Annotated in this window: 24 protein-coding genes; 9 read left to right on the top strand and 15 right to left on the bottom strand. The window is 71.4% G+C overall.

Annotated elements, in window-relative coordinates; genetic code table 11:
* Positions 1-6: 6 nt before the first annotated feature.
* From ABT041_RS28525 to ABT041_RS28535, 3 genes are all read left to right on the top strand, one after another.
* The gene (locus ABT041_RS28525) at positions 7-1,125 is read left to right on the top strand and encodes a sensor histidine kinase (RefSeq protein ID WP_351189592.1); all 1,119 of its coding nucleotides are present in this window, start codon (positions 7-9) and stop codon (positions 1,123-1,125) included.
* Entirely contained in the window at positions 1,122-1,826 is a 705-nt protein-coding gene (locus ABT041_RS28530) for a response regulator (RefSeq protein WP_351189594.1), read from the top strand. The genes ABT041_RS28525 and ABT041_RS28530 overlap by 4 nt, the downstream gene beginning before the upstream one ends.
* Positions 1,827-1,922: 96 nt before the next feature.
* Complete coding sequence (locus tag ABT041_RS28535) at positions 1,923-3,089, top strand: serine hydrolase domain-containing protein (RefSeq protein ID WP_351189597.1); 1,167 nt, start codon at positions 1,923-1,925, stop codon at positions 3,087-3,089.
* Here the strand turns inward: ABT041_RS28535 and ABT041_RS28540 are convergent.
* The 3 genes from ABT041_RS28540 to ABT041_RS28550 form a co-directional block, all read right to left on the bottom strand.
* The gene (locus ABT041_RS28540) at positions 3,071-3,592 is read right to left on the bottom strand and encodes a hypothetical protein (RefSeq protein WP_351189599.1); all 522 of its coding nucleotides are present in this window, start codon (positions 3,590-3,592) and stop codon (positions 3,071-3,073) included. The two genes, ABT041_RS28535 and ABT041_RS28540, sit on opposite strands and share 19 nt — an antisense overlap.
* A 63-nt stretch (positions 3,593-3,655) precedes the next feature.
* The gene (locus ABT041_RS28545; protein WP_351189601.1) at positions 3,656-4,189 is read right to left on the bottom strand and encodes an HXXEE domain-containing protein; all 534 of its coding nucleotides are present in this window, start codon (positions 4,187-4,189) and stop codon (positions 3,656-3,658) included.
* Positions 4,190-4,300: 111 nt separating this feature from the next.
* Positions 4,301-5,737 carry a gamma-aminobutyraldehyde dehydrogenase gene (locus ABT041_RS28550; RefSeq protein ID WP_351189603.1) on the bottom strand — a complete coding sequence of 479 codons (1,437 nt, stop codon included), beginning with the start codon at positions 5,735-5,737 and terminating at the stop codon, positions 4,301-4,303.
* A 190-nt stretch (positions 5,738-5,927) separates the two neighbouring features.
* Here ABT041_RS28550 and ABT041_RS28555 point away from each other — a divergent pair, with 190 nt between their 5' ends.
* The 5 genes from ABT041_RS28555 (at position 5,928) to ABT041_RS28575 (ending at position 11,053) form a co-directional block, all read left to right on the top strand.
* Positions 5,928-6,434, top strand: coding sequence for an Lrp/AsnC family transcriptional regulator (locus tag ABT041_RS28555; protein ID WP_265864573.1), 507 nt, complete (start codon positions 5,928-5,930; stop codon positions 6,432-6,434).
* Positions 6,419-7,798, top strand: a complete 1,380-nt coding sequence (locus tag ABT041_RS28560) for an aspartate aminotransferase family protein (RefSeq protein ID WP_179199699.1) — start codon at positions 6,419-6,421, stop codon at positions 7,796-7,798. Before ABT041_RS28555 ends, ABT041_RS28560 begins: the two co-directional genes overlap by 16 nt.
* A gap of 213 nt (positions 7,799-8,011) precedes the next feature.
* Positions 8,012-8,740, top strand: coding sequence for an ABC transporter ATP-binding protein (locus ABT041_RS28565; protein WP_351189607.1), 729 nt, complete (start codon positions 8,012-8,014; stop codon positions 8,738-8,740).
* Positions 8,722-9,867 carry a hypothetical protein gene (locus ABT041_RS28570; protein WP_351189610.1) on the top strand — a complete coding sequence of 382 codons (1,146 nt, stop codon included), beginning with the start codon at positions 8,722-8,724 and terminating at the stop codon, positions 9,865-9,867. Before ABT041_RS28565 ends, ABT041_RS28570 begins: the two co-directional genes overlap by 19 nt.
* A gap of 49 nt (positions 9,868-9,916) precedes the next feature.
* Positions 9,917-11,053, top strand: coding sequence for an LOG family protein (locus ABT041_RS28575; RefSeq protein WP_351189613.1), 1,137 nt, complete (start codon positions 9,917-9,919; stop codon positions 11,051-11,053).
* A 386-nt stretch (positions 11,054-11,439) separates the two neighbouring features.
* On the opposite strand, the gene ABT041_RS28580 is transcribed toward ABT041_RS28575, so the two are convergent.
* The 10 genes from ABT041_RS28580 to rpsB all read right to left on the bottom strand — a co-directional run bounded on the left by ABT041_RS28580 (position 11,440) and on the right by rpsB (position 21,949).
* Positions 11,440-12,087 carry a dihydrofolate reductase family protein gene (locus ABT041_RS28580; RefSeq protein WP_351189616.1) on the bottom strand — a complete coding sequence of 216 codons (648 nt, stop codon included), beginning with the start codon at positions 12,085-12,087 and terminating at the stop codon, positions 11,440-11,442.
* Positions 12,088-12,168: 81 nt separating this feature from the next.
* A complete protein-coding gene (locus tag ABT041_RS28585; RefSeq protein ID WP_351189619.1) occupies positions 12,169-13,191 on the bottom strand; it encodes an ABC transporter ATP-binding protein in 1,023 nt (340 codons plus the stop codon).
* Positions 13,191-14,807 carry an ABC transporter permease gene (locus ABT041_RS28590; protein WP_351189817.1) on the bottom strand — a complete coding sequence of 539 codons (1,617 nt, stop codon included), beginning with the start codon at positions 14,805-14,807 and terminating at the stop codon, positions 13,191-13,193. The genes ABT041_RS28585 and ABT041_RS28590 overlap by 1 nt, the downstream gene beginning before the upstream one ends.
* Before the next feature lie 38 nt (positions 14,808-14,845).
* Complete coding sequence (locus tag ABT041_RS28595) at positions 14,846-15,940, bottom strand: thiamine ABC transporter substrate-binding protein (RefSeq protein ID WP_351189622.1); 1,095 nt, start codon at positions 15,938-15,940, stop codon at positions 14,846-14,848.
* Between the two features lie 220 nt (positions 15,941-16,160).
* Positions 16,161-17,273, bottom strand: coding sequence for a dual-specificity RNA methyltransferase RlmN (rlmN, locus tag ABT041_RS28600; RefSeq protein ID WP_225800131.1), 1,113 nt, complete (start codon positions 17,271-17,273; stop codon positions 16,161-16,163).
* A gap of 172 nt (positions 17,274-17,445) precedes the next feature.
* Positions 17,446-18,549: a phosphatidate cytidylyltransferase gene (locus tag ABT041_RS28605; protein ID WP_351189625.1), complete on the bottom strand. Its 1,104-nt coding sequence runs from the start codon at positions 18,547-18,549 to the stop codon at positions 17,446-17,448.
* A complete protein-coding gene (gene frr / locus ABT041_RS28610) occupies positions 18,549-19,106 on the bottom strand; it encodes a ribosome recycling factor (RefSeq protein WP_030690629.1) in 558 nt (185 codons plus the stop codon). Before frr ends, ABT041_RS28605 begins: the two co-directional genes overlap by 1 nt.
* Positions 19,107-19,200: 94 nt before the next feature.
* On the bottom strand, positions 19,201-19,965 hold the full coding sequence (pyrH, locus tag ABT041_RS28615; RefSeq protein WP_351189628.1) for a UMP kinase: 765 nt from the start codon (positions 19,963-19,965) through the stop codon (positions 19,201-19,203).
* Positions 19,966-20,128: 163 nt separating this feature from the next.
* Positions 20,129-20,965 carry a translation elongation factor Ts gene (gene tsf, locus ABT041_RS28620; RefSeq protein ID WP_351189631.1) on the bottom strand — a complete coding sequence of 279 codons (837 nt, stop codon included), beginning with the start codon at positions 20,963-20,965 and terminating at the stop codon, positions 20,129-20,131.
* Positions 20,966-21,076: 111 nt separating this feature from the next.
* Positions 21,077-21,949 (bottom strand): 30S ribosomal protein S2, encoded by an 873-nt coding sequence (rpsB, locus tag ABT041_RS28625; protein ID WP_351189634.1) that lies wholly within the window; start codon positions 21,947-21,949, stop codon positions 21,077-21,079.
* A 256-nt stretch (positions 21,950-22,205) separates the two neighbouring features.
* Here rpsB and ABT041_RS28630 point away from each other — a divergent pair, with 256 nt between their 5' ends.
* Positions 22,206-22,664 carry a M23 family metallopeptidase gene (locus ABT041_RS28630; RefSeq protein WP_351189637.1) on the top strand — a complete coding sequence of 153 codons (459 nt, stop codon included), beginning with the start codon at positions 22,206-22,208 and terminating at the stop codon, positions 22,662-22,664.
* Between the two features lie 320 nt (positions 22,665-22,984).
* On the opposite strand, the gene ABT041_RS28635 is transcribed toward ABT041_RS28630, so the two are convergent.
* Together ABT041_RS28635 and whiG are read right to left on the bottom strand one after the other, a co-directional pair.
* Positions 22,985-23,551, bottom strand: a complete 567-nt coding sequence (locus ABT041_RS28635) for a TetR/AcrR family transcriptional regulator (protein WP_351189820.1) — start codon at positions 23,549-23,551, stop codon at positions 22,985-22,987.
* Positions 23,552-23,604: 53 nt separating this feature from the next.
* The gene (gene whiG / locus ABT041_RS28640; RefSeq protein WP_041131468.1) at positions 23,605-24,441 is read right to left on the bottom strand and encodes an RNA polymerase sigma factor WhiG; all 837 of its coding nucleotides are present in this window, start codon (positions 24,439-24,441) and stop codon (positions 23,605-23,607) included.
* Between the last annotated feature and the right edge of the window lie 222 nt (positions 24,442-24,663).

Raw genomic sequence — 24,663 nt, forward strand, 5'->3', positions numbered from 1 at the left:
CGGGGGATGCGCGAGCTGCGCACCTGGGGGGCCGCCCATCCGTGGGCGGTGGACATCGGTCTGGCACTGATCGTGCAGGCGGCGATGACGATGCCGTTCGTGGTGCCGCGCGGGCCCGAGCTCGAACCGGCGACCTGGCCGGCGTACGGCCTCACGACGCTCACCGTGGTGCCGCTGGTGTGGCGGCGGCGTGCGCCGATGGCGGTGCTGCTCGCGATCCTGGCGACGAGCGCGCTGTACAAGCTGGCCGTCGAGGGGCCGGGGCAGCCGCTGCCGTACACGGGTCTGGTGAGCGTCTACACGATCGCGGTGCTCGCGCCGCCGTGGCAGCGCATGGTCACGGCGGGGCTCCTGGTGGTCGCGGTGCCCGCCTCGGTGTGGCTCAACACCCAGTCGGTGCGCGAACTGACCTTCTCCCTCTTCGTGTTCGGCGCGGCCTATGTCTTCGGGCGGCTCACCGACGCCCGGCAGCGGGCGCAGCGGGTGGAGGCCGAGCGGGCGGCGGCGCGTGAACGGGCCCGGATCGCCCGGGAGATGCACGACATCCTGTCGCACGCGGTGAGCCTGATGGTCGTGCAGGCGGAGGCGGGGCCGGTCGCCGTGCGGGCCGCTCCGGAGCGCGCGGAGGCGGCGTTCGAGGCGATCTCGGAGACGGGTCGGGAGGCGATGGTCCAGCTGCGCCAGATGCTGGGACTGCTGCGCGAGGGCGGTGAGACGGCGGCCCCGCGCGAGCCGCAGCCGGACCTCGCGGACCTCCCCGTGCTCCTGGACCGGGTGCGGGCCGGCGGTCTGGCCGTCGGGTACGCGACGGAGGGCGGGGTGCGGGCACTGCCGGCCGCGACCGGTGCGAGCGTCTACCGGATCGTGCAGGAGGCGCTGACGAACGTGGTGAAGCACGCCCGGGCGCGCACGGTCGACGTCCGGCTCGCCCACGCCGACGGCGTCCTGCGGGTCACGGTGACCGACGACGGGCGCGGCCCCCAGGGCGGTCCGGGCGGGCACGGTCTGGTGGGCATCAGGGAGCGGGCCGCCGCGCACGGCGGGACGGCGGAGACGGGCACCGGCCCGGGCGGCCGGGGGTTCGAGGTGCGGGTCCTGCTGCCCGTGCGGGAGGAGGGACGATGACGATCCGGGTGGTGGTCGCGGACGACCAGGAACTGGTCCGCAGCGGCTTCGCGATGATCCTGGACGCGCAGCCGGACATCGAGGTGGTGGCGGAGACCGGGGACGGGGCGGAGGCCGTCGAGGCGGTGCGCCGGCTCGCGCCGGACGTGGCGCTGCTCGACATCCGGATGCCCCGGACGGACGGCATCGAGGCCTGCCGGGCGATCAGCGCGGAGTCCGGCTGCCGGACGGTGATGCTGACGACCTTCGACACCGACGCGTACGTGTACGAGGCGCTGCACGCGGGCGCGAGCGGCTTCCTCCTCAAGGACGTGCGGCGGGACGACCTGGTGCACGCGGTACGGGTGGTGGCGGCGGGCGACTCGCTGCTCGCGCCGTCCGTGGCGCGCCGGCTGGTGGAGCAGTACACGGCGGGCGGTCCGCGCAGGGCGGATCCGCGGCTCGACGTCCTCACGGGCCGGGAGCGCGAGACGCTGCTGCTGCTCGCCCGGGGCCTGTCGAACGCGGAGATCGCGGCGGAGCTGGTGGTCAGCGACCACACGGTGAAGACGCACGTGGGAAACGTCCTCGCCAAGCTGGGGCTGCGGGACCGGATCCAGGCGGTGATCTGCGCGTACGAGACGGGTCTGGTCGCGGCGGGTTCTCCCCCGCCCGGGGGAGGCGCCGGGCCCGGTTCCTCCCCCGCGCCGGGGAGGAACTGACCCGCCGAAGACCGCCGGTGCGGGCGATCCGTGGATCGCCGCAGGTCAGCAGGATGGAGCCATCGAGAACAACGGCTCACACCACCGGAGTTGACCATGAGGAAGTCCACCCGCACCCTGCTGGCCGCCGCCCTGGTCCTGGGCGTCGCCGCCGGCCCGGCGCTCACCCCGGCCTTCGCGGCCACGACCTCGGCGGCGGCCGCGTCCCGGGCGTCGAGCCCCGACCTGAGCGCGGTGATCGCGGGACTCCCCCGGGCCGACGCGACGGCCGCGCTGGTACGGGTCGGCGGCACCGAGGGCTCCTGGCGGGGCAGCGCCGGCGTCCACGACCTGGAGACGAACACCCCGGCGGACCCGGCGGCCCGCTTCCGGGCCGGCTCGGTGACGAAGGTGTTCACGGCGGCGACCGTCCTCCAGCTGGCCGCCGAGGGCCGGATCGATCTGGACCGGACGGCCCGCTCGTACCTCCCGGATCTGATCCCCGGCCGCTACGCCACGGTCACCGTGCGCCAGTTGCTCAACCACACGCACGGCATCCCGGCCGCCGACCTGCCCGGGGAGACCGTCGAGGAGTGGTACGCGAACCGCTTCGCCGTCCACACCCCGGAGGAGCTGGTCCGCTCGGCGACGTCGCAGCCGCGCGAGTTCCGGCCGGGCACGAAGCAGCACTACCTGAACATCGGGTACACGATCGCCGGGCTCATCGTGGAGCGGGTCACGGGCGACTCGTACGAGCACCAGGTGGAGCGGCGGATCCTGCGGCCGCTCGGGCTGCGGGACACGTACTTCCCGGGCGGGGACCCGGAGATCCGCGGCCCGTACAACCACGGTTACCAGACGATGCGGATCGACGACGGCTCGACCGGGCTGCGGGACGTGTCGGTGTGGGGGACGACGGACGGCTGGGCGGCCGGGGACCTGATCTCGACCACCGCCGACCTGGAGCGCTTCACGCGGGCGCTGTTCGAGGGGGGCGTGGTGCGCGGTCCGCTCCTGGAGGAGATGTTCACGCTCCCGAAGGTCGAGGACTTCACGTCCGGCGACCCTGCCGCGTACTCGGTCGGTCTGTCGATGAAGAGGCTCGGCGGGCGTGAGGTGTGGGGGAAGACCGGCGGCCGCTGGGGCTACAACGCGGCCATCGCGTCGACCCGCCACGGCGAGCGGACCCTCGTCTACAGCGTCAACTCGACCGACGCCAAGGGTCAGGACATGAACAGGACGGCGCTCGGCCTGATGGTGGCGGCCTACGGCCTGCCGGAGTGAGCGGCCTCCAGGCGCTTGGTCATCCGGCGTACGTGAAGCAGCGGCAGGATGCCGATGACGCCGAAGGACATGTCGATGACCGACCACCAGAGGGGGATGTCCCGTACGGGTCCGCAGATCAGAGCCAGTGGGACTATGCCGACGCAGGCGATCATGCCGAATTCGACGACCCAGATGTTGCGGACCGGATCGCGGTACGGGCCGATGAAGGCGATCGCGATGACGAGGTGGGCGAAGGCGAGCCAGTCGGTGCCGTAGAGCAGGTACGGGGCCTGCTCGTCGGCCGCCCGGACGCCTTCCTCCACCCGGTCGATCCACTCGGCGAGTCCGGGCAGGAGGTCCGCGACGGGGGACGCCCAGCCCTCCAAGGAGGCGTCGAGGAGCCGGAGTTCGGTGACGAGCGGGAAGGCGGTGGCCCCGCTCAGGACCAGACAGACGACGAAGAGGATCAGCCAGACGCGGATGCGCTTGAGAAGGGCTCTCGGCCCGTTCGTGTCGCTCATGGCATCAACGTACACCCCTCTTGAACGCGTTCAGAAAGACGGGGTGGATATTTTTGAGCGCGTTCAGAACCGGGCGGCGAGCCTGCGTCCCACCGCGTGCGAGACCACCGTCGCCCCGGCCGCCACCGCGAGCCCCGCCACCACTCCCCCGGGACTGGCCGGACGCAGCACCCCGGCCCGCCGCAGCCGGCCCCGGGCCCACAGGGCGAAGGGGATGACGACGAGCGGAGAGGTCGGCGCACCCGGTGTCGCGTCCCGTACGACCGCGGCCTGCGCGAGGTGGACGAGCCCGTGCAGCCCGAAGCCGGTCACCGCGCCCTGGTAGAAGACCGACCGTCCGCCGGAGCGGGCACCCGACGCGGCGGCGGCGCCGACGATCACCGCCATCACCCCGACGGCCGCGGCGAATTCACGCTCGTCGACGGACGCGAGAGCCTTCCACACCCGCTCCGGAACTCCGGGGAAGCGCTCGCGCAGACCCGGCAGGTTCTCCCGGAGCCAGCGCGGCCCCCGGGCGAGCTCCTCGGCGTCGTGCACGGCCCAGGCGAGGAACAGGCCATGGGTGACGAGAGGGTTGAGGCGTGTGGTGTCCGTCATGACCGTGGAACTCACGGCCCGGCGACCGAGTTCCGCCTCCGCACGGAAGACGGCGCGGCCCCGGCACCCTGTCGATCATGGGTGCCGGGGCCGCGCGGTGTCCTGTGGGGATCAGCCCAGGGAGGTCATGACGTGCTTGATGCGCGTGTAGTCCTCGAAGCCGTAGGCGGAGAGGTCCTTGCCGTAGCCGGACTTCTTGTAGCCGCCGTGGGGCATCTCGGCGACGAGCGGGATGTGGGTGTTGATCCACACACAGCCGAAGTCGAGGGCCTTGGACATGCGCATCGCGCGCGCGTGGTCCTTGGTCCAGACGGAGGAGGCGAGGGCGTACTCGACGCCGTTCGCGAACTCCAGGGCCTGGGCCTCGTCCGTGAAGGACTGGACGGTGATGACCGGGCCGAAGACCTCGTTCTGGACGATCTCGTCGTCCTGCTTGAGGCCGGAGACGACGGTCGGGGCGTAGAAGTAGCCCTTGTCGCCGACGCGGTGGCCGCCGGCCTCGACCTTGGCGTGGGCCGGGAGGCGGTCGATGAAGCCGGTGACCTGCTTCAGCTGGTTGGCGTTGTTGAGCGGGCCGTAGAGCACGTCCTCGTCGTCCGGCTGGCCGGTCTTCGTCTCGGCGGCGGCCTTGGCGAGGGCGGCGACGAACTCGTCGTGGATGGACTCGTGCACGAGGACACGGGTCGCGGCCGTACAGTCCTGGCCGGCGTTGAAGAAGCCCGCGACCGAGATGTCGCCGACGGCGGCCTCGATGTCGGTGTCCTCGAAGACGACGACCGGGGCCTTGCCGCCCAGCTCCAGGTGGACGCGCTTGACGTCCTTGGCCGCCGACTCGGCGACCTGCATGCCGGCGCGGACCGAGCCGGTGATCGAGGCCATCGCCGGGATCGGGTGCTCGACCATGGCCTTGCCGGTCTCGCGGTCGCCGCAGACGACGTTGAAGACGCCCTTGGGGACGATCTGCCCGATGATCTCGGCCATCAGGACGGTCGACGCGGGGGTCGTGTCCGAGGGCTTGAGGACGACGGTGTTGCCCGCGGCGAGGGCCGGGGCGAACTTCCACACGGCCATCATCATCGGGTAGTTCCACGGCGCGACCTGGGCGCAGACGCCGACCGGCTCGCGGCGGATGATGGAGGTCATGCCCTCCATGTACTCGCCGGCCGAGCGGCCCTCGAGCATCCGGGCGGCACCCGCGAAGAAGCGGATCTGGTCCACCATGGGCGGGATCTCCTCGCTCGCGGTGAGAGCGACCGGCTTGCCGGTGTTCTCGACCTCGGCGGCGATGAGCTCCTCGGCGCGCTCCTCGAACGCGTCCGCGATCTTGAGGAGAACCTTCTGGCGCTCGGACGGCGTGCTGTCACGCCAGGCGGGGAACGCCGCAGCGGCGGCCTCCATGGCGGCGTCGACGTCGGCCTGCCCGGAGAGCGGGGAGGTGGCGAACACCTCGCCGGTGGCCGGGTTGACCACCTCGATGGTGCGGCCGTCGGCCGCGTCGCGGAACTCCCCGTTGATGTAGTTACGCAGCCGGCGCAGCTCGGTGGTCACTTGCCACCCCTCCTGTCACGTTCTGTCTTCGCACGTCCTTGTGCGGGGTCCCGATGGGCGAGACACCTCAGCCTAATCGCTCGACAGACGCTTTCAACAGCCCCGACCCCTCCCAACTTCGGATTCAGCAAGATCCGGAGCTCATCACAACGAATTTCATCGCTCTGGGCTTGCACGACAGACAATCTCGGTGCACAGTGAAGTCGTGGCCAGTCGAAGCACAGACTCCAGAACCGGAACCGGTTCGTCCCCGACGATCGATGCCGTCTCCCTGGCGATCATCGAGCAGCTCCAGCAGGACGGGCGCCGTCCCTACGCGGCGATCGGAAAGGCCGTCGGCCTCTCCGAGGCAGCCGTGAGGCAGCGCGTCCAGAAACTGCTCGACCAGGGCGTCATGCAGATCGTCGCCGTCACCGACCCCCTCACCGTGGGATTCCGGCGGCAGGCGATGGTCGGCATCAACGTCGAGGGTGACCTGGATCCGGTCGCGGACGCACTGACGGCCATGGCCGAATGCGAGTACGTGGTGATGACCGCCGGCTCCTTCGACCTGATGGTGGAGATCGTCTGCGAGGACGACGACCACCTGCTGGATGTGATCAACAAGCGCATCCGCACACTCCCCGGAGTGCGCTCCACCGAGAGCTTCGTCTACCTCAAGCTCAAGAAGCAGACCTACATGTGGGGAACTCGATAACCGTGACCCAGGACCTGTCCAAGACCGCGTACGACCACCTGTGGATGCACTTCACCCGCATGTCGTCCTACGAGAACAACCCCGTCCCCACCATCGTGCGTGGTGAGGGCACCTACATCTTCGACGACAAGGGCAAGCGCTACCTCGACGGACTCGCGGGTCTGTTCGTGGTCAACGCCGGACACGGCCGCCAGGAGCTCGCCGAGGTCGCGTACAAGCAGGCCCAGGAGCTCGCGTTCTTCCCCGTGTGGTCGTACGCGCACCCCAAGGCCGTGGAGCTCGCCGAGCGCCTCGCCGACTACGCCCCGGGCGACCTCAACAAGGTCTTCTTCACCACCGGTGGCGGCGAGGCCGTCGAGACCGCCTGGAAGCTCGCCAAGCAGTACTTCAAGCTGCAGGGCAAGCACACCAAGTACAAGGTCATCTCGCGTGCGGTCGCCTACCACGGCACCCCGCAGGGCGCCCTGTCCATCACCGGCCTGCCGGCCCTGAAGGCCCCCTTCGAGCCGCTGGTCCCCGGCGCGCACAAGGTGCCGAACACCAACATCTACCGCGCCCCGATCCACGGCGACGACCCGGAGGCCTTCGGCCGCTGGGCCGCCGACCAGATCGAGCAGCAGATCCTCTTCGAGGGCCCCGACACCGTCGCGGCCGTCTTCCTGGAGCCGGTGCAGAACGCCGGCGGCTGCTTCCCGCCGCCGCCCGGCTACTTCCAGCGCGTCCGCGAGATCTGCGACCAGTACGACGTGCTGCTCGTCTCCGACGAGACGATCTGCGCCTTCGGCCGCCTCGGCACGATGTTCGCCTGTGACAAGTTCGGCTACGTGCCGGACATGATCACCTGCGCCAAGGGCATGACCTCGGGCTACTCCCCGATCGGTGCCTGCATCGTCTCGGACCGCATCGCCGAGCCGTTCTACAAGGGCGACAACACCTTCCTGCACGGCTACACCTTCGGTGGCCACCCGGTGTCCTCGGCGGTCGCGATCGCCAACCTCGACATCTTCGACAAGGAAGGCCTCAACCAGCACGTCCTGGACAACGAGGGCGCCTTCTACTCGACGCTGTCGAAGCTGCACGACCTGCCGATCGTCGGCGACGTCCGCGGCAACGGCTTCTTCTACGGCATCGAGCTCGTCAAGGACAAGGCCACCAAGGAGTCCTTCAACGACGAGGAGGTGGAGCGCGTCCTGTACGGCTTCCTCTCCAAGGCGCTGTACGACGCCGGCCTGTACTGCCGCGCCGACGACCGTGGCGACCCGGTCATCCAGCTGGCCCCGCCGCTGATCGCGGACCAGGGCACCTTCGACGAGATCGAGGGCATCCTGCGCAACGTGCTCACCGAGGCGTGGACCAAGCTGTAATCCCCTCCCCGCGAGGCACAGGACATCACGCCGCCCTCACGGCGTGACCCCGGCCCGGGCATGCGGCCATCCGAGTGGATGGCGGCGGCCCGGGCCGTGTGCTGTCCGTACAAACGGATCTGAATCCTTACGGTGCCCAGTGACCGACAGGCCCGTCCTTCGTTCCCCCGGACGGGGGACCTAAGAATCGGATCCGACATCGAGGTGTACGCGATGGCCCCACCGGACAACGACGTGCTCTGGGCGCGTTCCCTGCACTGCGCCCTGGGCGGTTCGGACGCCCTCAGCGGCGTCTCCCTCGGCGTCCGCGAAGGCGAGATCCTCGCCGTCGTCGGCCCCCGGGGCAGCGGCAAGACCACCCTCCTGCGCTGCCTCTCCGGCCAGCTCGTCCCCCAGCAGGGCGAGGTCTGGTTCAACAGCGGCCCCGTGCACACCCTGGGCCCCGCCCAGCGCGAACGGCTCCGCCGCGACCGCTTCGGCTGGATCGACCCCGAGCCCGGTCTCGTCCCCGAGCTCACCGGCTGGGAGAACGCCGCCCTGCCGCTGCTGCTCCGCGGCACCTCCCACCGGGCCGCGAAGACCGCCGCCACCGAGTGGCTGGAGCGGCTCGACATCGGCGGCTGCGCCCGCAAGCGGCCGCACGCCCTCACCCACTCCCAGCGCCAGCGCATCGCGATCGCCCGCGCCCTGGTCACCACCCCGTCGGTCCTCTTCGCCGACGAACCCACCGCCACCCTGCACCGGGCCGACGGCGCGCAGGTCCTGCGCACGCTCACGGCCGCGGCCCGCTCGCACGGCATCACCGTGCTCCTCGCCACCCACGACGGCGAGGTCGCCGCCCTCGCCGACCGCACCGTCACCCTGCTCGACGGACGCCGGGTCGGCGCCGTACCCCCGGCGTCAGGGGCGGAGGGCGTCGCCGCGTGCTCGCTCTCCGTCTAGCCCGCGGGACCCACCCCCTCGTCCTCACGCGCCGGCTCCTCGTCGCCGCGGCGGCCGCGGGGGTGGGCTTCCTGCTGCTCTGCACCCTCGGATACGCCGTCGGTCACCCGGACCGGTCCTCTGTCTCGGTGCTGCGGCTGCTCTGGTGCGCCCTGCCGCTCGCCGCCACCGTCCAGTTCGCCGTCGCCGTGGCCCGCACCGACCCCAGCACCCGGCCGCGCCCCGGTCTCTCCGCCGTCGGCCTCGGCCCCGCCCGGCTCACCGCGATCGCCGCCGCCTCGACGGCCGTCGCCTGCACGCTGGGCTCCACGGTCGCGCTGCTCTTCTACCTGCACCTGCGCGGCGACATCACGGGCCTGCCCTTCGACGGGGCCGCCGCCGAGCTCCTCGCCGCCGACCAGCCGATCCCGCTCGCCGGCGCCCTCACCCTGCTCGCCGTCCTGCCGGTCGTCGCCGCCACGGCGGCCGGTCTCGCCCTGCGCCCCAGGACCGCGCCCGCCGCGCCCGAGGGCGTCGAGAAGGCGATGCCGTCCGGGCTGCCCTGGGGAATCGCCCTGGTCGCGGTCGGCCTCGCGATCGAGACGTACGCCGCCCAGGGCGACTCCGGGGGCGGCCTCCCGCTGCCGGGCGGCCTCGACGGCAACCCGGCGGGCGTCCTCGCCGGCTGGGTCCTCACCGCCGTGGGCCTCGCCGTCGCAGGACCCGGCCTCACATACGGCTGCGGCCGGCTCCTCCAGGCCGTCCGGCCGGGCGCCACACGGCTGCTCGCGGGCCGCGTCCTGATGGACGAGTCCCGCCGTATCGGCCGACCCCTCGGCGTGGTCAGCGCGGTGATCTCCGGGGCGCTCGCGGCGGCCACGCTGTACGACGCGGACGCCGACGCCTTCGGCCCGCTCACCGGCCTCGGCGCCGCCCTGATCCTGGCCTGCACCACCGCCACCCTCCTGACCGCCGCGCTGGAATCCCGGCAGGGCCGCGCCCACACCACCGAGGCCCTCCTGCGCATCGGCGCCCCGCCCACGGTCCTGCGCACGGCGGCGCTGCTGCGCGCGGGCGCCCTGTTCGCCGTGTTCGCACCCCTGACCTGGGCGGTCGCGGAACTGGCGGCCCTGCCGCTGAAGGGCTGAGCCGCCGCCACGAGGGGCCGCCCGGTACGGCGGCCCCTATCGTGGGCCCATGGCGACGCTTCCCCCGGCACACCGCCCGCCCGAACCGCGCGGGCACGGACGCGAGATCCACACCCTCGCCGAGTTCGACGCGGTGCTCGCCCGCACCGGCTCGCTCGCCGGACACCGGATCCAGTCGCTCGACCTCACCGGCCGGACCTTCGCCCTGCTGACCGCCGTCACCGCCGAGGCCGTGTTCCTCGGCTGCCCCATGGAGCCGGAGGCCGCCGCCAAGATCCGCGCCGACGGGGCCCTCGTCTTCCCTCCCGTCCCCGAACTGCCCTTCGACCCCTACCGGGCCAGGCTCTACACCCCCGAGGAACTCTTCGCGGGGATCACCGAGACCGGGTACGAGTCGACGCCCGACTTCCTCGCGTACGTGTGGTTCGGCCGGACCAGGGCCGACGGCGACATCTTCTCCTCGATGCTCCGCGCCCTCCACGACGACGCCGTCTCCGACGCCCTCGACGAACACCTCGACGGGGCCCGGGTCGTCGGCGTCATGGGCGGGCACGCGATGGGGCGGGGCACGGAGGAGTACGCGGGAGCCGCCCGGCTCGGCAGGTCCCTGGCCCGCGCCGGGCTCACCGTGGCGACGGGCGGCGGGCCGGGCGCGATGGAGGCCGCGAACCTGGGCGCGTATCTGGCGCCCTACGCGGACGAGGTCCTCCCGGAGTCCCTCGCTCTCCTCTCCAAGGCCCCGTCGTTCGCCCCGTCGGTGACGGACTGGGCGCGGGCGGCCTTCGCGGTACGGGACCTGTGGCCGGACGGCGGGGACTCGGTCGGCATCCCGACCTGGTTCTACGGCCACGAGCCGCCGAACCCGTTCGCCGCGCACATCGCCAAGTACTTCGCGAACGCCACCCGGGAGGACGGCCTGCTCGCCCGCTCGACGGCGGGCGTCGTCTTCCTGCCGGGCGCGGCGGGCACGGTCCAGGAGATCTTCGACAACGCGACGCCGAACTACTACGCCTCCCGGGGCGCCCCGACCCCGATGGTCCTGGTGAACCGCCACCACTGGACGACCCACCTCCCGACCTGGCCGCTCCTGGAGGCCCTGGCCGCCGGCCGCCCGATGGCCGGGCGCATAGCCCTGGTGGACTCCATCGACGAGGCGCCGACGGCCCTGGAACGCCTCGGGGAGTAGCCCCCCGTTGTGGGCATGCGTTCCGCCCCGTTGTGGGCAGGCGTTCCGCAAGGGGCGATGGGGGTCCCCCCTGCTCGAGCGAAGCCGAGAGCTTGGGGGAGGGTGGGCCCAACGGAACGGCGCCCATGCCGGCGCCAGAGGCTCCCGAGCCTGGACCCGCACCCCGTGCGCAGTGCACTGGTGGTGCGGGTCCAGGCCCGGAACGCGGAGGCGCCGCTGGAGGGCGCCGTCCCGTGTGCCCACCCGTCCCGCCCTGGGGGTCCCCCCGGACGAAGTCTGGGGGAGGGACGATTGCCCACACGGCGGCGGGGCACCACCCCGCCGGGCGCAGGCCCCACACGGGGCCAGGGGCGACGCCCCCACGGGCGCGGGCCCCGCACGGGGGGTCACTTGCGCCAGAACAAGTAATGCGTCACCTTCCCACCCGGGCTAGGCACGACATCGCAATGGAACCGGTCGAACAGCTCCTCCGGCGACTCCCACAGCCGCGACCCGGACCCGAGCTTCACCGGCGACACGGCCACGTGCAGCGTGTCGACGAGATCGGCGTCCAGGAACTCCCGGATCGTGGCCGCGCCACCACCCAGGCGGACGTCCTTCCCCTGAGCCGCCTCCTTCGCCATGCCGAGCACCGTCGCCGGATCCGCGTCCACGAAGTGGAACGTCGTGTCGGACAGCGTGAACGAGGGACGCGGATGGTGGGTCAGCACGAACACCGGCGTGCGGAACGGCGGCTCGTCGCCCCACCAGCCGCGCCAGTCCTCGTTCTCCCAGGGCCCGCGCAGCGGCGAGAACTTGTTGCGGCCCATGATCTCGGCGCCGATGTTCCGCGCGTAGTCCCGCGTCAGGTAGTCGTCGAGGCCCCGGCTGCCCCCGGGATCCGTCCGCATCGGCCAGCTCGCCGTGGCCCCGGCCCAGGAGAACATCTCCCCCGGATCCGCGTGCCCGAACGGCCGCTCCAGACTCTGGCCCTCACCGGCCCCGAATCCGTCGGACGAGACGTTGAAGTTCTGGACTCTGAGCAACTGGACCACGGCTTTCCTCCCGGACGGTCGACAAGAAGACGACGTACGAACAGAAGACTCCACCGGCCGCGGAAACTCATCGCCCCCGCGCTACGGCGTGTCGTCCCCCAGCACCACCACGTCCTCCGACCGGAACTCCACGCCCACCCCGGCACCCTCCTCCGGCGCCTCCCGGAGCGGCAGCTCGGCCTCCAGGGCGGGCCCCTCGGCCGGGCGGAGCCGTACGAGGACCTGGCTGCCCCGGAAGGTCCGGGACTCCACCGTCCAGACCGGGCGCTGCTCCACGAGCCGTACTCCGCCCGGGCGGACGAGGAGCCGCCGGTCCCCCTCCGGCGAGCCGTCCGGCACGGGGATCTTGCCCCACACGGTCTCCGCGACGGCGCCGGTCACCCGCGCCGCCACCACGTTGTCGAAGCCCAGGAACCGTGCCACGAACTCCGACGCGGGCCGCCGCCACACGTCGACCGGCGTTCCCGACTGGGCGATCCGTCCGTCCCGCATGACCACGACCCGGTCGGCGAGCGCGAAGGCCTCGCCCTGGTCGTGGGTGACGGCGAGGACCGTCGTCCCGAGCCGTCCGAAGAGCTGCCGCAGCTCCACGACGAGCCGCTCCCGCAGCCCCCGGTCGAGCTGCCCGAGCGGTTCGTCGAGCATGAGGAGCCGGGGCCGGGGCGCGAGGGCCCGGGCGAGCGCCACCCGCTGCTGCTCGCCGCCGGAGAGCGCGGCGACGGACCGCCGCTCGGCCCCCGGGAGGCCGACGAGGTCGAGCAGCTCCCGGACCCGCTCCGCCTGCTCCGTCTTCCGGGCACCGCGCATGCGAAGCCCGAAGGCGACGTTGCCGCCGACGTCCCGCTGCGGGAACAGCTGGTGGTCCTGGAACATCAGGCCGACGCCCCGCCGGTGCACCGGCACCCCTGCCTGGTCGGCGCCGCCGAGCAGCACCCGGCCCGCGTCGAGCGCCTGGAGCCCGGCGACGGACCGCAGCATCGTGGACTTGCCGCTGCCGCTGGGGCCGAGCACGCACACGATCTCGTGCTCGGCGACCTCCAGGTCCACGGCGTCGAGCACGGCCCGCTCCCCGAACCGTACGGTCGCGGCCTGGATCGAAAGCATCAGAACTCCCCGGAGGTCCGGTCGGTGCGGAGCCGTTCGAGCAGCAGCAGGGACACCGCGCACACCACCATCAGAATCGTCGAGAGGGCCATCGCCTGGCCGTAGTTGAGGGCGCCGGGCCGGCCGAGCAGCCGGGCCACCGCCACCGGCAGCGTCGGGCTCTCGGGCCGGGCGATGAAGACGGTCGCGCCGAACTCGCCGAGCGACACCGCGAACGCGAACCCGGCCGCGATGAGCAGCGCCCGCCGCACCATCGGCAGGTCCACCTCCCGCCACGCCCGCCACGGCGAGGCACCGAGCACGGCCGCCGCCTCCCGCAGCCGCTCGTCCACCGCGCGAAGCACCGGCAGCATCGTCCGTACGACGAAGGGGACGCCGACCAGGGCCTGCGCGAGGGGGACGAGGATCCAGGCGGACCGCAGGTCGAACGGCGGCTCGTCGAGCGTGATGAGGAAGCCGAAGCCGACGGTGACGGCGGAGACCCCGAGCGGCAGCATGAGCAGCGCGTCGAAGCCCCGTACGAGCCGCCCGGCCCGCCGCCGGGTGAGCGCCGCCGCCGCGAGCCCGCCGATCGTCACGGCGATGGCGGTGGCGGCCACCGCGTACCGCAGGGAGTTCCCGATCGCCTCCAGGGGCGGGACGAGGAAGGTCCCGGACGCGTCGAGCGAGCCGAGCGCCCGGTAGTAGCCGAGCCCGTACCCGTCCGGCCCGGCGAAGGACCGCTCCACGAGGACGCCCAGCGGCAGCAGGATCAGCAGCGCCACCGAGGCGAGGACGCCCGCGAGCAGCGCCCACTGCCCGGCGCCGCGCGGCCGGCGCGCGGCGGACTCGGGCGGTACGAGCCGGAGCGCGGTCTCGCGCCGCCGTACCGTCCAGGCGTGCACGCCGAGGATCACGCCCACGGCCACGAACTGCACGAGGGTGAGCACGGCGGCCGTCGGCAGGTCGAGCAGCCGGGCGGTCTGCCGGTAGATCTCGGCTTCGAGCGTGGAGTACGCGTCCCCGCCGAGGATCTGGACGACGCCGAAGGAGGTGAAGGTGAAGAGGAAGACCATCAGGGCGGCCGCCGCCACCGCCGGCACGAGCGCGGGCAGGGTCACCGTCCGCCAGGCCGTCCAGCGCGAGGCGCCGAGGACCCGGGCGGCCTCCTCCTGACGCGGGTCGAGCTGCGACCAGAGGCCGCCGACGGTCCGGACGACGACCGCGTAGTTGAAGAAGACGTGCGCGAGGAGGATCGCCCACACGCTGGTGTCGAGCCTGAGGCCCCACAGCTCGTCGGTGAGCCCGTTCCGGCCGACGAGCGCGAGGAACGCCGTGCCGACGAGGACGGTCGGCAGCACGAACGGCACCGTGACGACGGCCCGCAGCACGCTCTTGCCGGGGAAGTCGAAGCGGGCGAAGACGTACGCGCCGGGCAGCGCGACGAGGAGGGTGAGCCCGGTGGAGGCGAGCGCCTGCCACACGGTGAAGCCGAGGACGTCGAGGATGTCCGGCCGGCTCAGCGTCTCGCCGATCCGGCCGAACCGCCAGGCGCCGTCGGGCCTGAGCCCCCGGTCCACGATGGACACGACGGGCCAGGCGAAGAAGACCCCGAAGAACGCGACGGGCAGGGCCATGAGGCCCAGCCGCGTCGCGCTCCCCTTGAGGTCGCGGGTCACTTCAGGACGAGCGACGACCACTGCTGGATCCACGGGTCACGCTTCTCGGCGATCTTCTCGGGCGCCATGGTCTCCGGCTTCTCGATCACCACGCCGTGCTTGGTGAAGAGCTCCGGCAGGGCCGCGTCCTTCGCCACCGGGTTGACGAACATCTGGAGCGGCATGTCCTCCTGGAACTTCTTGGAGATCAGGAAGTCGATCAGCGCCTTGCCGCCCTCGGGGTTCTTCGCCCCGTTCAGCAGGCCCGCGAACTCGATCTGCCGGAAGCAGGTGCCGGTGGAGACCCCGGTGGGCGCCACCTTCGGCTGCGGCTCGCCGTACAGCACCTCGGCCGGCGGGCTGGAGGCGTACGACACGACCAGCGGGCGGTCGCCCTTGGCCTGCTTGCCGCCGGCCGAGCCGGAGAACTCCTGGTTGTAGGCGAGCTCCCAGCTGTCGACGGTCTTCACACCGTTGGCCTTGAGCTTCTTCCAGTAGTCCTGCCAGCCCTCGTCGCCGTACTTGGCGGCCGTGCCGAGCAGGAAGCCGAGGCCCGGGGAGGACCGCTCGGGGTTCTCCACGACAAGGAGGTCCTTGTACGCCGGCTTCGCGAGGTCGTCGAAGGTGACCGGCGGCGCCAGCTTCTTGTCGGCGAAGTACTTCTTGTCGTAGTTGACGCAGATGTCGCCGGAGTCGATCGGGGTGACCCGGTGCTCCTTGTCGAGCTGGTACGCCGCCGGGACCCGGTCCAGGCCCTTCGCCTCGTACGGGACGAAGATCCCGTTGTCGAGGGCGCGGGAGAGGAGGGTGTTGTCGACGCCGAAGAAGACGTCGCCCTGCGGGGAGCCCTTGGTGAGGATCTCCTTGTTGACGGCTTCACCCGCGTCGCCGCTCTTCAGGACCTTGACCGTGAAACCGGTCTGCTGGGTGAAGGCGGCGAGCACCTCCTTGGAGGCGTTGAACGAGTCGTGGCTCACCAGCGTCACCGTCTTCGGCGCGGGCTGGTCGGTCTTGCCGGCCGAGCCCCGCACGTCGTCGGTGCCACAGGCGGCGAGGCTGGTGATGCCGAGCGCCGCGACGAGCGCGGCGGCGGCGGCCTTCTTGATGCTCACTGGATTTCCTCCTGGGTGTGACCAGGAAGAGACGCGGCCCTGCCCACGTCCGGCGGACCGGACGCGGGCAGGGCGCAACAGCTTGAGTTACGACCGAACTTCCTACCCAGAATGACCTGGGCGAGGTTCAGAGGGTCTGCGGTCTACGGTTACCGCACTCTCAGCGCTGTGGCGCTCCCCTGTCGGAATATGGAGATGTGTTCGAGCTCAGACTACAAGGTCAGCGCTCGGCGGCCGCGAGCTGTCCACAGGCACCGTCGATCTCCTGACCGCGGGTGTCCCGAACGGTCACCGGCACGCCGTGGCGGGCGATCGCCTCGACGAAGGCCTTCTCGTCCTCAGGGCGGGAGGCCGTCCACTTCGAGCCGGGCGTCGGGTTCAGCGGGATCAGGTTGACGTGCACCCGCTTGCCCTTGAGCAGCCTGCCGAGCAGGTCGCCACGCCAGGCCTGGTCGTTGATGTCCCGGATGAGGGCGTACTCGATGGAGATCCGGCGCCCGGACTTCTCCGCGTACTCCCAGGCCGCGTCGAGGACCTCGCGGACCTTCCAGCGCGTGTTGACGGGTACCAGGGTGTCGCGCAGCTCGTCGTCCGGGGCGTGCAGCGAGACCGCGAGACGGCACTTGAAGCCCTCGTCGGCGAAGCGCAGCATGGCGGGCACGAGTCCGACGGTGGAGACGGTGATGCCGCGCTGCGACAGCCCGAGGCCGTCCGGCTCGGGGTCGGTCAGCCGACGGATGGCGCCGACGACCCGCTTGTAGTTGGCGAGCGGCTCGCCCATGCCCATGAACACGATGTTGGAAAGACGCGCCGGTCCCCCGGGCACCTCCCCGTCGCGCAGGGCCCGCATGCCGTCCACGATCTGGTGCACGATCTCGGCGGTCGACAGGTTCCGGTCGAGCCCCGCCTGCCCGGTCGCGCAGAACGGGCAGTTCATGCCGCAGCCGGCCTGCGAGGAGATGCACATGGTCACCCGGTCCGGGTAGCGCATGAGCACGGACTCCACGAGCGTGCCGTCGTGCAGCCGCCACAGGGTCTTACGGGTGGTGTCGTCGTCGCACGAGATGTGCCGCACCACGGACATCAGGTCAGGCAGCAGCTCCCCGGCCAGCTTCTCCCGCGAGGCGGCCGGGATGTCGGTCCACTCGGCGGGGTCGTGGGCGTACCGCGCGAAGTAGTGCGTGGACAGCTGCTTGGCGCGGAACGGCTTCTCGCCGATCGCGGCGACGGCCTCCTTCCGCTCGGCGGGCGAGAGGTCGGCCAGGTGCCGCGGCGGCTTCTTGGCTCCGCGGGGGGCGACGAAAGTGAGTTCTCCGGGCACTGGACGGGCCACGATCGGGTGTCTCCTCAGACGGCACGAGGTCTGGCATCCCCGCGGCGGCGGGGAACGCGGCATCACAATGCCGAAGCCAGGAGACCTCACTGGACCATCCCCGCGATGGCGAGGACGACGGAAGGGCCCGCGGCGCACGCGCCACGAGCCCTTCCAGAGTACCCGCTGTCCGTCAAGCCGTTCCGACGAACAAGGCCATCAGCAGCCACACCACCGGCGCCGTCGGCAGCAGCGAGTCCAGGCGGTCCATGATCCCGCCGTGACCCGGCAGCAGCGTGCCCATGTCCTTGATGCCCAGGTCACGCTTGATCATCGACTCGCCGAGGTCGCCGAGCGTCGCGCTCGCCGCCACGGCCAGACCGAGGATCAGGCCCTGCCACCAGACACCGTCGTCGATCATGAACTGCATGCACAGCGCGCCCGCCGCCATGGCGAACGTCACCGCGCCGACCAGACCCTCCCGGGTCTTGCCGGGGCTGATCCGCGGGGCCAGCTTGTGCTTGCCGAACCGCCAGCCGATCGCGTACGCCCCCGTGTCGCTGACCACCGTCAGGATCAGGAAGGTCAGCACCCGCTGCGGCCCGTCGTCCGCGGTGAGGAGCATCGCCACGAACGTCGCCAGGAACGGCACGTAGAACGCGGCGAAGACCCCCGCGGTGACGTCCTTCAGGTAGCCCTCGGGAGGCTCCGTCATCCGCCAGACGAGCACGGCGAGCGCCGTCAGGGCCATCGCCACCCAGGCGCCCTCGGCGCCCCGGACGTAACCGGCGACGACCATCGCCGCGCCGCCGACCGCGAGCGGCACCAGCGGCGCCTTGATGGCCTTGCGCTCCTGGAGGCGGGAGGTGAGCTCCCACAGGCCGACGACCACCGCGACCGCTATCACGCCGACGAACGCCGGCTTCCAGATGAACAGCGACGCGATGATGACGGCGCCGAGACCGACCCCGACTCCTATGGCCGCGCCCAGGTCGCGCCCCGCGCTCTTCTTCTGCCGTGGCGCCGTCGGCGCGGGCGGCGGAGGCGGGGTGGGGCTGGACATGGGCTCCTGCGGGTGCTCGTGCGGCGTCTCGTCACGGAACAGGGGGCCGCTCGGGTGAGCGGCCCCCCGGCCGTGACCGTCCTGGAATCCGCCGGCGGGAACGTCGGGCACGATGGGCATGGGCCGAGTCTGCGCCGCCTGATGCCGATCGTATGCGGGACCCGCCGGGGCGGGCCCCTGGTCGGGTCCCCCGCGGCCGGAACCGGCCGGGGCCCCCCAGGAAGAGTCGTTCATCAGACCTCGAGCAGCTCGGCTTCCTTGTGCTTGAGCAGCTCGTCCACCTGCGCGACGTACTTCGCGGTGGTGTCGTCGAGCTCCTTCTCGGCGCGGCGGCCCTCGTCCTCGCCGACCTCGCCGTCCTTGACGAACTTGTCGATGGTCTCCTTGGCCTTGCGGCGGACCGAGCGGATCGAGATCTTGGAGTCCTCGGCCTTGCCCTTGGCGACCTTGATGTACTCCCGGCGGCGCTCCTCGGTCAGCTCGGGGAACACCACGCGGATGATGTTGCCGTCGTTGCTCGGGTTGACGCCGAGGTCCGAGTCCCGGATCGCCTGCTCGATGTTGCGCAGGGCGCTCTTGTCGAACGGCGTCACCACGGCCATGCGCGGCTCCGGGACGGAGAAGGACGCCAGCTGGTTGATGGGGGTGATGGCACCGTAGTAGTCGGCCACGATCTTGTTGAACATCGCCGGGTGCGCACGGCCGGTGCGGATCGCGGCGAAGTCCTCCTTGGCGACCACGACGGCCTTCTCCATCTTCTCCTCGGCCTCGAGGAGGGTCTCTTCGATCACCACTTGCTCCTGCGTGTCGTCGCGTTGTGTCCTGCACGGTGTACGACCGGCAGGGCTCTGTCCATCCCCTTGCGGGGCGGTTCCCCGGTTCGGGTCAGGCCCGGGTGCCCTGGTCGCTCACGAGCGTGCCGATCTTCTCACCCTTCACCGCGCGAGCGATATTGCCCTCGGTGAGCAGTTCGAAGACGAGGATCGGGAGGTTGTTGTCCCGGCACAGCGTGATGGCGGTGGCGTCGGCGACCTTGAGGTCGCGGGACAGCACCTCGCCGTACTCGAGGGCGTCGAACTTGACCGCGTCGGGGTTGCGCTTGGGGTCGGAGTCGTAGACGCCGTCCACGCCGTTCTTGCCCATGAGCAGGGCCTCGGCGTCGATCTCCAGCGCGCGCTGGGCGGCGGTGGTGTCCGTGGAGAAGTACGGCATGCCCATGCCCGCACCGAAGATGACCACGCGGCCCTTCTCCAGGTGGCGCACGGCGCGCAGCGGGATGTACGGCTCGGCGACCTGGCCCATGGTGATGGCGGTCTGGACGCGCGAGTCGATGCCCTCCTTCTCCAGGAAGTCCTGGAGGGCGAGGCAGTTCATCACCGTGCCGAGCATGCCCATGTAGTCGGAGCGGGCCCGGTCCATGCCGCGCTGCTGGAGCTCGGCGCCGCGGAAGAAGTTGCCGCCGCCGATCACCACCGCGATCTCCGCGCCGTCGCGGACGACGGCCGCGATCTCACGCGCGATGGCGTGCACGACATCGGGGTCGACGCCCAGGCCGGTACCGCCGGAGAAGGCTTCTCCGGACAGCTTCAGCATGTAGCGGCCGGCCTTCTTGCCGTTGTTGTCGTCGCCCTGTACGGCGCCCTGGTTCATGGAGATCTCCTCGTGCACATACGAAGGAGGCCATTGCCTTGGGTCCTCGCGGTATCCCGTACGGCAATGGCCTCCTCGTCAGATCTGCGGTCGTCCTGCGCGGGCGCGGACGACTGCCTCAGACCCTACCGGGGTCCGGTGTCCGTCGCGTCTGCGTACGGACTCAGATGCCGACCTTGATGCGCGTGAAGCGCTTCAGGGTGACACCGGCCTCGTCCAGGACCTTCTGGACGGACTTCTTGTTGTCAAGGGCGTACGGCTGGCCGAGCAGCGTGGCGTCCTTGAAGAAGCCGTTGACGCGACCCTCGACGATCTTGGCGATCGCGGCCTCGGGCTTGCCCTCGGCGCGGGTGGTCTCCTCGGCGATGCGACGCTCGGACTCGACGACCTCGGCCGGAATGTCTTCCTTGGTGAGGTACTTCGGCGCGAACGCGGCGATGTGCTGGGCGACACCCTTGGCGACGTCGGCGTCGGCCTTGTCGAACTCGACGAGGACACCGATCTGCGGCGGGAGGTCCGGCATCGTGCGGTGCATGTACGCGTAGACGAAGCCGTCGGCGTACTGCGCGAAGCGGTCGAGGACGATCTTCTCGCCGAGGTTGGCGTTGGCCTCGTCGACGAACGCCTGGACGGTCTTGCCGGCCTCGATCTCGGAGGCGAGCAGGGCCTCGATGTCGGCCGGGGCGGTGGCGGCGACGTGCTCGGCCAGCTGGGCGGCGACGGCCTGGAACTTGTCACCCTTGGCGACGAAGTCCGTCTCGCACTTCAGCTCGACGAGGACGCCGGAGGTGTTGTCGTCGGCGATGAGGGAGACAACGGCGCCGTTCTCGGCAGAGCGGCCCTCGCGCTTGGCGACGCCCTTCTGGCCCTTGATACGGAGCGCCTCGACGGCCTTGTCGACGTTGCCGTCGGCCTCGTCCAGGGCCTTCTTGCAGTCCATCATGCCGGCGCCGGTGAGCTCGCGGAGCTTCTTGACGTCAGCGGCGGTGTAGTTCGCCATGAGTCTGTTTCTCTCTCGAAGTCTGAAAGATCGGGCGGGTCCACGGGTGGACGGCGGGGGCTTCGTGGGCCCCCGCCGTCGTCACCCGAAGGTCCTCAGGGTCCTGAAGGGTCAGGCCTGCTCGGCGTCCGCGGCCGGAGCCTCGGCGGCGGCCTCGGCCGGGGCGGCCTCGGCGGCGGGGGCCTCGGCGGCCTCGTCGGCCTTCTTCTCACCCTCGAGCAGGTCGCGCTCCCACTCGGCGAGCGGCTCGCCGGCGGCCTTCTCGCCCGGCTTCGAGTCGCCGGTCGCGGCGCCGGAGCGGGCGATGAGGCCCTCGGCGACGGCGTCGGCGATCACGCGGGTGAGCAGGGTGACGGAGCGGATCGCGTCGTCGTTGCCCGGGATCTTGTAGTCGACCTCGTCGGGGTCGCAGTTGGTGTCGAGGATCGCGACGACCGGGATGTGGAGCTTGCGCGCCTCACCGACGGCGATGTGCTCCTTCTTGGTGTCGACGATCCAGACGGCGCTGGGCACCTTCTGCATCTCGCGGATACCACCGAGGGTCTTCTCCAGCTTGGCCTTCTCGCGGGAGAGGACCAGGAGCTCCTTCTTGGTGAGACCCGAGGCGGCGACGTCCTCGAAGTCGATCTGCTCGAGCTCCTTGAGGCGCTGCAGACGCTTGTAGACGGTGGAGAAGTTGGTGAGCATGCCACCGAGCCAACGCTGGTTGACGTACGGCATGCCGACACGCGTCGCCTGCTCGGCGATGGCCTCCTGGGCCTGCTTCTTCGTACCGACGAACATGATGGAGCCGCCGTGCGCGACGGTCTCCTTGACGAACTCGTAGGCGCGGTCGATGTACGACAGCGACTGGAGCAGGTCGATGATGTAGATGCCGTTGCGCTCGGTGAAGATGAAGCGCTTCATCTTCGGGTTCCAGCGACGGGTCTGGTGACCGAAGTGGACGCCGCTCTCCAGCAGCTCCCGCATCGTGACGACGGCCATGGCCATCTCCTTGGTTTTCTCGGTTTTGTGTTCCTGACGCCCCGGCGCGCCATGCCCCAGAGGGACCGAAAGGCGCTGCCACCCGCCTCGGAGACAGGTGGCGGGGCGTGCGAAGTCGACCCGGTGACCCGAGTCGCCATAGGAAGTGTACGGGACCCCGGGAGCGCCGGGTGACGGCACTGTCCACAGCGGGCGCTCCATCCACAGCTATCGTCCGTGATCCCCGCGAACCGGGTGTCCGGGAAACCCTTCCCCCATGCACCTGACGATGCTGCTCATGACGTTGACCCTGCTCTGGCCGGTGGGCCCGCCGCCGCCGGAGATCCTCCGCGGCTGGGAGCCCCCGCCGGGCCCGTACGCCGCGGGTCACCGCGGCGTGGACCTCGCCGCACCGCCGGGCACCCCGGTGCTCGCCCCGGCGGCGGGCACGGTCACGTTCGCGGGCCCGGTGGGCGGCCGGGGCGCGGTCACCCTCACCCTCCCGGGCACGGGCGCTCCCCCACTGCGGACGACGTTCACCCCGGTGACCCCACTGGTCCCCCAGGGCACCCAGGTCTCACCGGGCACCCGGATCGCCGAGGTCACGGAGAACCCCCACTGCCCGAGGACCTGCCTCCACTGGGGCCTCCTGAGAGGCGACACCTACCTGAATCCCCTCTCCCTGACGACCCGCCCCGCGTCAAGACTCCTCCCCCTCACCCCAGGCACCTTCTAGTCCCACCAGAACGCCGGCAGCCGCTCAGGGTGTACGGCGTCTCGGCGAGGCGGGCGACTGTCCTCGAAGCGGCCTCGTCGGGGGTCGGGCCCGCGGCGCCGGCGGGCACCTCCGGCGCGAGCCCCGGCCAGGTCTCGAAGGGCGGCCCGGGGTCGTGGGGCCACGGTGCGATGCCTTCCGGCGCGGGTGGCGGCGTGGGGGCTGCACAGGAGGGGAACCAGACCGTGCCGGGCGCACTCCGTCAGCAGAGGGGGCCACAGTCGTTCGACATCATGGGCGGACCGTAGGGCGTGGCACTGGCAGGTCCGTCGGGGCGGCGGTCAGGCCGAGGGACCGGAGACTCCGTGGAGGGCCATCGCGACCGCTGCTTCGGCGATGGTCGTGGGGTCTTCCGCCGCGCCGAGTTCGATGCGGCGGACGGCCGCGTCGACGACGCCCTGGAGGAGCATGGCGCCCAGGCGGGGCTGGGGCTGGCCCAGGGCGGCGAGGGCTTCGACGATCATGGCGACGAGGCCGCCGTGGGCCGCGCGGATCTTCTCGCGGGCGCCGTCGTCCAGCTCGCTCGCCGAGATGGCGACGACGGCCCGGTGCCGCCGGTCCCCGACGAGTTCCAGCTGGGTGCGGACGTACGCCTCGACCTTGCCGCGCGGCGTCTCGGCGCCGGCCATGGCCGCCTCGACCTCGGCCGCCCAGACGGGGAAGTCGACGGCGCACAGCTCTTCGACGACGGCGGCGCGCGACCGGAAGTACTCGTAGACCGACGAGCGGGCCAGACCCGTGCGCTCGGCGAGGGCGGGGAAGGTCAGCGCCTCCGTACCCCCCTCGGACAGCAGGGAACGCGCGGCGTCCAGGAGGGCGCCGCGCTGCATGGTCCGGTGCTCGGCCACCGAGGCCGCTCGAATCCTGGGCACGGCTCCACTGTACGACCGGGCCGCAAGGGTCAGCGTCCGACGTCGGCCAGCTTGGCGCGGAGCTGGAGGACGGACTTGGTGTGGATCTGGCTGACGCGGCTCTCGGTGACACCGAGGACATGGCCGATCTCGGCGAGGGTCAGGCCCTCGTAGTAGTAGAGCGTGACGACGGTCTTCTCCCGCTCGGGGAGCGTGTTGATGGCGCGGGCGAGGAGCCGGCGCAGCTCGCGGTCCTCGGCGACCTCGACGGGGTTGTCGGCGGCGGTGTCCTCCAGGGTGTCCATGAGGGAGAGCCGGTCGCCGCCCTCGCCGCCGACGTGCAGCAGCTCCTCCAGGGCGACCACGTTGGCCAGGGACAACTGGCTGAAAACCGCGTGCAGTTCCTCCAGCGTGATCTCCATCTCCGCGGCGACCTCGCTCTCGGAGGGGGTCCGGCGGAGCTGCGCCTCGAGGGTGGCGTAGGCGCGCTCGACGTTGCGGGCCTTCTGGCGGACGGAGCGCGGGATCCAGTCCAGGGCGCGGAGTTCGTCGATCATGGCGCCGCGGATGCGGGTGATGGCGTACGTCTCGAACTTGATCGCGCGCTCGACGTCGAACTTCTCGATGGCGTCGATGAGCCCGAAGACCCCGGAGGAGACGAAGTCGGCCTGTTCCACATTGGACGGCAGCCCCACGCTGACCCGTCCCGCGACGTATTTGACGAGCGGCGAGTAGTGCAGGATCAGCTGCTCCCGCAGCCGCTCGTCGCCGGTGTCCTTGTACGAGCGCCACAGCTCGTCGAGTGAGGTCGGTGCGGGCGGTCGCACGGTGCCCCGGGCTGCTGGGGGCACCGCAGCGCGGTCAGACCCGGAGGTGTGCTGGGGCATGCGTTGCCTTGAGCCGTTCTGCTGTCGGGTGCGTCGGTGTGGGTGTCCTGGAGGGAATCCTGGTGAGCGTAGCGTGAGTGTGCTGTCGCGGTGAGCGAACATCGGTGGATCGCGCCGCTCCGGGTGGACGCCGTCGGCCACATCTTCGAACCCGGGCCGTGGCGCGTCTCGGCCCCTCGGGTGCGGCCGAGAGAACTCGGTTGTTCATCGACTTCACCTTTT

Origin of the sequence: Streptomyces sp. NPDC002825 (genome assembly GCF_040295385.1) — a bacterium.
Classification (GTDB): domain Bacteria; phylum Actinomycetota; class Actinomycetes; order Streptomycetales; family Streptomycetaceae; genus Streptomyces.

Coding starts and splice junctions, on each gene's coding strand:
- tsf (WP_351189631.1), bottom strand. CDS start 20,965: ATGGCGAACTACACCGCCGCTGACGTCAAGAAGCTCCGCGAGCTCACC.
- ABT041_RS28605 (WP_351189625.1), bottom strand. CDS start 18,549: ATGAACGACTCTTCCTGGGGGGCCCCGGCCGGTTCCGGCCGCGGGGGA.
- ABT041_RS28565 (WP_351189607.1), top strand. CDS start 8,012: ATGGCCCCACCGGACAACGACGTGCTCTGGGCGCGTTCCCTGCACTGC.
- whiG (WP_041131468.1), bottom strand. CDS start 24,441: ATGCCCCAGCACACCTCCGGGTCTGACCGCGCTGCGGTGCCCCCAGCA.
- ABT041_RS28535 (WP_351189597.1), top strand. CDS start 1,923: ATGAGGAAGTCCACCCGCACCCTGCTGGCCGCCGCCCTGGTCCTGGGC.
- ABT041_RS28525 (WP_351189592.1), top strand. CDS start 7: ATGCGCGAGCTGCGCACCTGGGGGGCCGCCCATCCGTGGGCGGTGGAC.
- ABT041_RS28545 (WP_351189601.1), bottom strand. CDS start 4,189: ATGACGGACACCACACGCCTCAACCCTCTCGTCACCCATGGCCTGTTC.
- ABT041_RS28585 (WP_351189619.1), bottom strand. CDS start 13,191: ATGCTTTCGATCCAGGCCGCGACCGTACGGTTCGGGGAGCGGGCCGTG.
- ABT041_RS28590 (WP_351189817.1), bottom strand. CDS start 14,807: ATGGCCCTGCCCGTCGCGTTCTTCGGGGTCTTCTTCGCCTGGCCCGTC.
- pyrH (WP_351189628.1), bottom strand. CDS start 19,965: ATGAACCAGGGCGCCGTACAGGGCGACGACAACAACGGCAAGAAGGCC.
- ABT041_RS28540 (WP_351189599.1), bottom strand. CDS start 3,592: ATGAGCGACACGAACGGGCCGAGAGCCCTTCTCAAGCGCATCCGCGTC.
- rpsB (WP_351189634.1), bottom strand. CDS start 21,949: ATGGCCGTCGTCACGATGCGGGAGCTGCTGGAGAGCGGCGTCCACTTC.
- ABT041_RS28630 (WP_351189637.1), top strand. CDS start 22,206: ATGCACCTGACGATGCTGCTCATGACGTTGACCCTGCTCTGGCCGGTG.
- ABT041_RS28575 (WP_351189613.1), top strand. CDS start 9,917: ATGGCGACGCTTCCCCCGGCACACCGCCCGCCCGAACCGCGCGGGCAC.
- ABT041_RS28530 (WP_351189594.1), top strand. CDS start 1,122: ATGACGATCCGGGTGGTGGTCGCGGACGACCAGGAACTGGTCCGCAGC.